The sequence below is a fragment of the Micromonospora sp. URMC 105 genome (assembly GCF_051386295.1).
Lineage (GTDB): Bacteria > Actinomycetota > Actinomycetes > Mycobacteriales > Micromonosporaceae > Micromonospora.
The window spans coordinates 34,335-40,490 of record NZ_JBPQTL010000049.1 but is presented as its reverse complement, the minus strand read 5'-3'; the positions used below and the strand labels follow the sequence as shown (position 1 = coordinate 40,490).

General features: G+C 78.0%; 7 protein-coding genes. 3 read left to right on the top strand and 4 right to left on the bottom strand.

Going from position 1 to position 6,156, the window contains the following annotated elements:
• Positions 1–1,571 (bottom strand): hypothetical protein (locus ACSNN7_RS17355; protein ID WP_436681850.1); only part of this gene is annotated, 1,571 nt, incomplete at its 3' end.
• A 145-nt stretch (positions 1,572–1,716) separates the two neighbouring features.
• Here ACSNN7_RS17355 and ACSNN7_RS17350 point away from each other — a divergent pair.
• Genes ACSNN7_RS17350 through ACSNN7_RS17340 form a run of 3 tightly spaced genes read left to right on the top strand, consistent with a single transcriptional unit; the run spans position 1,717 to position 3,715 of the window.
• Positions 1,717–2,391 carry a glycosyltransferase family 2 protein gene (locus tag ACSNN7_RS17350; protein ID WP_436681849.1) on the top strand — a complete coding sequence of 225 codons (675 nt, stop codon included), beginning with the start codon at positions 1,717–1,719 and terminating at the stop codon, positions 2,389–2,391.
• Positions 2,388–3,062 (top strand): TIGR04282 family arsenosugar biosynthesis glycosyltransferase, encoded by a 675-nt coding sequence (locus ACSNN7_RS17345; RefSeq protein ID WP_436681848.1) that lies wholly within the window; start codon positions 2,388–2,390, stop codon positions 3,060–3,062. Before ACSNN7_RS17350 ends, ACSNN7_RS17345 begins: the two co-directional genes overlap by 4 nt.
• Positions 3,059–3,715 (top strand): methyltransferase domain-containing protein, encoded by a 657-nt coding sequence (locus ACSNN7_RS17340; RefSeq protein WP_436681847.1) that lies wholly within the window; start codon positions 3,059–3,061, stop codon positions 3,713–3,715. The genes ACSNN7_RS17345 and ACSNN7_RS17340 overlap by 4 nt, the downstream gene beginning before the upstream one ends.
• Before the next feature lie 46 nt (positions 3,716–3,761).
• Here the strand turns inward: ACSNN7_RS17340 and ACSNN7_RS17335 are convergent, their stop codons facing one another.
• The 3 genes from ACSNN7_RS17335 to ACSNN7_RS17325 form a co-directional block, all read right to left on the bottom strand.
• Positions 3,762–4,790: a sensor histidine kinase gene (locus ACSNN7_RS17335; protein WP_436681846.1), complete on the bottom strand. Its 1,029-nt coding sequence runs from the start codon at positions 4,788–4,790 to the stop codon at positions 3,762–3,764.
• Positions 4,783–5,478 carry a response regulator transcription factor gene (locus ACSNN7_RS17330; protein WP_436681845.1) on the bottom strand — a complete coding sequence of 232 codons (696 nt, stop codon included), beginning with the start codon at positions 5,476–5,478 and terminating at the stop codon, positions 4,783–4,785. The genes ACSNN7_RS17335 and ACSNN7_RS17330 overlap by 8 nt, the downstream gene beginning before the upstream one ends.
• A gap of 107 nt (positions 5,479–5,585) precedes the next feature.
• Positions 5,586–6,137 carry a sigma-70 family RNA polymerase sigma factor gene (locus tag ACSNN7_RS17325; protein WP_436681844.1) on the bottom strand — a complete coding sequence of 184 codons (552 nt, stop codon included), beginning with the start codon at positions 6,135–6,137 and terminating at the stop codon, positions 5,586–5,588.
• Positions 6,138–6,156: the final 19 nt, after the last annotated feature.

Below are 6,156 nucleotides of genomic sequence, written 5' to 3'. Positions count from 1 at the left end.
GTACCAGCGCGGTACGCCGGCGCGCCCGGCCCGCCTCCCGCCGGGCGATCCGCAGCGCGGCCCGCCACGACCCGAGAGACGGTGAGGAGGAGGTGGTTGACGGTCAGGGCGGTGAGGGCCTGTCCGGCCAGCCACCAGCGGCGGGCCGGGGCGGGCAGGTGTGCGGCGGCGACCAGGAGCCACACCGCGAACGGCAGCCAGATCCGCTCCACCTCGGCCTTGCTCATCCCGGACAGGTCCGCGCCGACAGCCGCCAGCGTGGCCGCCGCCGGCAGCAGCACGGCTGGCCCGAGTAGCCGTACCCGGGACGCGAGCCCGGCCCAGCGCTGCGCGACGAGGCCGCCCCACACCTGACCGGCACGCGCGGGAGCCGCCGCCGGAGCCGATCCGGCACGGTGGGCCGCCGACGCGGGTGCGGCCGGGTCCGCCGGGTGGACCGGGGACCGCCAGCCCGCTCGGGCCGCCAGGTACGCGCGGCGCAGCGCCGGCCCGGCCACCGGCCCGGCGGAGAGCAGCAGCGCCGCCAGGTTGGCCCAGACCCAGTAGCCGTACGGGCGGTCGGCCGCCCAGCCCTGGTAGTAGCGCTCCACCACCCGGTCGTACCCCTGCCACCAGTGGAAGCCGGCGAGGCTGAACGCCGCCACCACCGCGGCCACCCCGGCCGTCCCGGCGAGCAGGGCGTTGCGCCGTCGGGCCGGTCGCAGCGCCAGCACCGCCAGGGCCAGCGGCCCGACCAGCACGAAGCCGTACGACAGGTAGAGCGCGAAGCCGAGCAGCAGCCCGCCGGCCAGGGCGGTCACGGGGCCGCGTACCGCCAGCAGGGCCAGGCCGGCGGCGACCACGCCGGTGAAGGCGCCGTCGGCGGACGCGCCGACCCAGACCGCGCCCGGCAGCAGCACCAGGAACGGCAGCACCGCGCGGGCCGCCTCGCCGGCGCCCAGCGCCCGCAGCGCCACCGGTACGGACACCGCGACGCTCGCCCCGACCAGGACGCAGGCCAGCGCCGCCGCCGTGCCGCCGCCCAGGCCGACCCGGTCCAGCCCGACGAAGACCAGCAGCGCGCCCGGCGGGTGGCCGGCGGTGTGGGTGGACCACGAGTCGGGCTGGAAGTCGAGGATCCGGTCGGTGAAACCGGCCAGCATCCCCCGGACTTCGGTCACCCGAGGCACCTCGTGCAGGTACTCCGCCTGCGGGGTGAGCCGCCGGGTCAGCCCCGCCGACCAGCCGTCCACCAGTGCCAGGGCCAGCGTCCAGGCCACCGCGGCCAGGTAGCCGGCGCCGAGCAACGGCGTCCAGCGGGCGGTCCGGGCCCAGCGCAGCCCGGGGCCGAGCACCACGACGGCGACCAGCACCGCGGCCGGGGTGCCCCAGCCCAGGTGCGGCCGCCAGGTGGCGAAGAGCGGCGCGGCGTCGGCGTGCAGGCCCACCCCCCGGTGGTTGAGCACCGCGCCCACGATCACCGCGGCGGCCAGCAGCGCCGCCTCGACACCCAGCACGACGACGTCGCCCCGGTCGTGGGCCGGGGCCCGGTCGGGGGCGGGGGAGCGGGGGAGCGTGGCGCCGGGTCTCATGTCGACCGGACGGTACGGCCTGCCGCCCCGGCCCGTCAGCCGAACCACCGGTACGTCACCGGACGGTAAGAATCACCTGGTCGGTAAGCGTTCCGTAAGGCCGAACGCGGGGCGGGCCGGTGCCTGCGGACCTAGCGTCGGCGGTATGCGGACACAGATCGACGTGGTGCTGCCGTGCCTGGACGAGGCCGCCGCGCTGCCCGGCGTGCTGACCGCCCTGCCGCCCGGCTACCGGGCGATCGTGGTGGACAACGGCTCCCGGGACGGCTCGCCCGAGGTGGCCGCCCGGTACGGCGCGCGGGTGGTGCACGAGCCCCGCCGCGGCTACGGCGCGGCCGTGCACACCGGCATCGAGGCCGCCGAGACGGAGCTGGTCTGCGTTCTGGACGCCGACGGCTCCTTCGCCCCCGCCGAGCTGCCCGCGCTGGTCGCCCCGGTCGCCGCGCAGGTCGCCGACCTGGCCGTCGGTCGCCGCCGGCCGGTCCGCGTCGGGGTCTGGCCGTGGCACGCCCGGGCCGGCACCGCGCTGGTCGCCGCGCTGCTGCGGCACCGGGGCGTACCGCTGCGCGACCTGAGTCCGATCCGGGTGGCCCGGCGCGAGGCGCTGCTGGGGCTGGGCGTCACCGACCGGGCCTTCGGCTACCCGCTGGAGCTGCTGATCCGGGCCGCCGCCGCGGGCTGGCGGATCCACGAGCTCGACGTCGCGTACGCCCCGCGCGCCGCGGGCACCCGCTCGAAGGTCTCCGGCTCGGTCCGTGGCACCCTGCGCGCCACCCGCGACTTCGCCGCCGTGCTGCGCAGCGTGGAGGGTCGGCGATGACGGTGCTGCTGGTGGTCGCGAAGGCGCCCGTGCCGGGCGCGGTGAAGACCCGACTCTGCCCACCGGCCACCGGGGTCCAGGCCGCCCGGGTGGCCGCCGCCGCGCTGCGGGACACCCTGGACGCCGTCCGGGCCACCCCCGGTGTGACGCCGGTGCTGGCGTTGGCCGGACGCCTCGCCGACGCCGAGGACGCCGCCGAGCTGGCCGCCGCCGTCGCCGGTTGGCCGGTCCTGCCGCAGCGGGGCGCGGACTTCGCCGCCCGGCTGGTGCACGCCCACGCCGACGTCGCCGACGCCTTCCCCGGCCGCCCGGTGCTCCAGATCGGCATGGACACCCCGCAGCTCACCCCGGCCCGGCTGGCTGCCGCCGTACGCCGGCTCCGTACCGCCGACGCGGTGCTGGGGCGGGCCGCCGACGGCGGCTGGTGGGCGCTGGGGCTGCGCGACCCCCGGCAGGCGGTGGCGCTGCGGGCGGTGCCGATGTCGACCCCGGACACCGGCCGGTCGACCTGGTCGGCGCTGGCCGAGCGGGGGCTGCGCACCGTGCCGCTGCCGGTGCTGCGGGACGTCGACGACTGGTCGGACGCCCTGGCGGTGGCCGCTGCGGTCCCGGGTGGCCGGTTCGCCCGGGAGGTCGCGGCGGTGCGCCGGGCGATGGTGGTGCGGGCGTGACCGTCCCTACCGTGGACGGCTTCGCCGCCGCGCTGCGTGACCGGGGCGTGGGCGCGTACTGGCTGGTGCCGGCCGACGGGCTGCGCCGCCGGCTGCCGGTGGACCGGTGGCACCGCCCGGCCGACCCGGTGGACGCGGCGGTGCTCGCCCGCTGCGCCGGCCCCACCCTCGACCTGGGCTGCGGACCGGGCCGGGTGACCCTGGCGCTGACCCGGGCCGGCCTGACCACCCTCGGCGTGGACACCTCGGCGCGGGCGGTCGCGCTGACCCGGGGCCGGGGCGCGGTGGCCGTGCAGGCCGACCTGTTCGGGCCGCTGCCGGCGGAGGGACGGTGGGCGCATGCGGTGCTGCTGGACGGGAACATCGGCATCGGGGGTGATCCGGCGGCGCTGCTGCGCCGGTGCCGGGAACTGCTGCGGCCGACCGGCACGGTGCTGGTGGAGCTGGAGCCGCCCGGGTCCGGCGCCTGGCAGGGGCAGGTGCAGGTGGTGACGGGGCGCGACCGGGGGCCGAGCTTCCGCTGGGCCTGGCTGGACCCCGCCGCGGTGGCGGGCCCGGCGGCGGCGGCCGGGCTGGTGGTCGGCGAGGTGTTCCGGGCCGGCCGCCGGTGGTTCGCCGAACTGACCCGCCTGGAGCGCCCGCCCGCACGGTGACCCGCCGCGGCGGCGGCGACCGTGCGGAAGCCGAGCGGAAGCCGCCCTAGGCGTCGGCCAGCGGCAGCCGGACGACGAACCGGCACCCGCCGGCGACGTTGCGCACGTCGACCCGGCCGCCGTGCGCCTCGACCAGCCCGCGCACGATCGCCAGGCCCAGCCCGCCGGAACCCTCGACGCCGCCGTTGCCGCTGCGCGGGGTGCGGGCCGGTTCGCCCCGGAACGCCACGTCGAAGAGCCGGGGCAGGTCGGTCTCCGGGATGCCGCCGCAGGTGTCCGCGACGGCCAGCCAGGCGGTGTCGCCGTCGCGCCCCGCGTCGACCCGCACGGTGCCGTCGTCCGGGGTGTAGCGCACCGCGTTGAGCAGCAGGTTCCCCACCACCCGGGCCAGCTCCGGCTCGCTGGCGGTCACCGTCGGCCAGCCCGACTCGGCGGCGACCAGCCGGATCCGGCGGGCCGCGGCCAGTGGCGCGGTGCCGGCCAGGGCGTCGGAGACCACGTCGCCCAGCGGTACGGCGGACAGCGACAGCCGCAGCGCCCCGGCGTTGATCCGGGACAGTTCGAACAGGTCGTCGACGAGCCGGGTCATCCGGTCGGTCTCCACCCGGACGCGGCGGTGGTACTCGTGCACCGTCTCCGGGTCGGCGACCACCCGGTCCTCCAGCGCCTCGGCCATCGCCCGCAGCCCGGCCAGCGGGGTCCGCAGGTCGTGCGACACCCAGGCGACCAGGTCCCGGCGTCCCTTCTCGATCCGCCGCTCCCGCTCCCGCGCCTGGTCCGCCCAGACCGCCGCCGCGGCGAGCCGCCGGCCGAAGAGCCAGCCGACGGCGAGGCTGACCACCGCCGCCGCGGAGACGGTGATCAGCACCACCTCCAAATCGTGCGGTGAGAGGAACATCGCCTCGGCGATCACCGCGACGCCGGCTGCCACCGCGGTCACGGTCATCGCCAGCAGGACGGAGATGTGCACGGTGATCGACCGGCCGCGCAGCAGCCGCAGCGCCCCCGCGCCGAGCAGCCCGACACAGCAGGCCGCCCCGAGCGCGGCCCCGAAGATCAGCGCGAGGTCAGCCATCGACCGGCTCGTACCGGTAGCCGACGCCCCACACCGTGACGATCCGGCGCGGGTCGGCCGGGTCGGCCTCGATCTTTTCCCGCAGCCGGCGCACGTGGACGGTGACGGTGGACTGGTCGCCGAAGCTCCAGCCCCAGACCCGCTCCAGCAGTTCGGCCCGGCGGAACGCCCGCGCCGGGTGGCGCATCAGGTGGGCCAGCAGGTCGAACTCGCGCAGCGTGAGGGCCAGTTCCCGGCCGTGCAGCCGGGCCACCCGGGGGCCGGTCTCCACGACGAGGCCGCCGTCGGCGAGCACCTCGGCGATCGCGGCGGCCGGCTCGCCGCCGGCCCGGCGCAGCACCGAGCGCACGCGCAGCACCAGCTCGCGCGGGGAGAAGGGCTTGCTCAGATAGTCGTCCGCGCCCAGTTGCAGGCCGAGGATCCGGTCGGCCTCGTCGCCGCGCGCGGTCAACATCACGATGGGTACGCCGTCCGGCCGCTCCCGCAGCCGCCGGCACACCTCCAGCCCGTCGACCCCGGGCAGCATCACGTCGAGCACCACCAGCTGCGGCGGCGCCGCGGCGACGGCGGCCAGCGCGGCCGCACCGTCGCCGACGTGGTCCACCTGGTAGCCGGCGTGTGCCAGGTAGCGGCAGACCACGTCGCTGACCGTCCGGTCGTCGTCGACGACCAGCACCCGCTGCGCCACGCGTACCTCCCCCTCGTGCCGGTCAGCGTAGTGGCGGCGGCGCGCGCGACGAGTCGCGCAGACCTTGCGAGGTCCTTACGGATCGCCGCCGCCCCCCGGCGGGCGGGTCAGCCGGCGCGGGTGTCGGTCCGGCCGGCCCGCTCGGCCATGGCCTCGACAAGGTCCGCCCGGGCCCGCGCCACCCGCGAGCGGATGGTGCCGACGGGGCAGTCGCAGACCTGCGCCGCCTCCGCGTACGACAGGCCGAGGACCTGGGTGGCGACGAACGCCTCCCGCCGCTCGGCCGGCAGCTCGCGCAGCAGCGCGTCGAGCACCACCACGTTCTCGAACCGGCCCGCCGACGGCGGGTCGTACCCGTCGATGGTGGTGGCGGGCGGGCGGGCTCGCCGGGACCGCAGGTGGTCGGCGGCGACCCGCCGGGCGATGCCGAAGAGCCAGGTCCGCGCGGAGGACCGGGCGGCGAACCGGGGCAGCGCCCGCATCGCCCGCAGGTACGTCTCCTGCACCAGGTCGTCGGTCTCCGCGTCGGCCAGCAGGTGGTGCAGGAACCGCCAGGTCGGGCCCTGGGTGGCCCGGACGAACGCGGCCAGCGCCAGCGGGTCGCCCCGCCCGGCGGCCAGCGCCCACGCGGTCACCTGCTCGTCGCCCTCGTCCACCACAGCCGCTCCCTCGTCCGCA